Raw genomic sequence first — 237 nt, 5'->3', positions numbered from 1 at the left:
CTTCAACGTATGCGCGAACTGTCAGTACAAGCTTCGAATGATACCAACACTGGTACAGACAGAAACGAGATTCAAAAAGAAATCAGTCAATTAGTTGAAGAAATTGATAGAATCGGTAATGCCACAGAATTTAATACTAAAAAGTTGTTAAATGGTGGAGCGAATGTAGCTGGTACTGTAGACACTAGTATCACAGGCTTGTCGGTAGTTGGTGGAACGGGAGATACGAAAGTAGGC

General features: G+C 40.5%; 1 pseudogene. It reads left to right on the top strand.

Going from position 1 to position 237, the window contains the following annotated elements:
* Positions 1 to 237: pseudogene (locus R0J92_RS26425) on the top strand (hypothetical protein); the annotation flags it as partial.

Origin of the sequence: Tritonibacter sp. SIMBA_163, from assembly GCF_046535935.1 — a bacterium.
In the GTDB taxonomy this organism is placed as follows: domain Bacteria; phylum Pseudomonadota; class Alphaproteobacteria; order Rhodobacterales; family Rhodobacteraceae; genus Epibacterium; species Epibacterium scottomollicae.
Note: the sequence above shows the minus strand (reverse complement) of the source record. Positions and strands in the feature narration are given on the sequence as shown.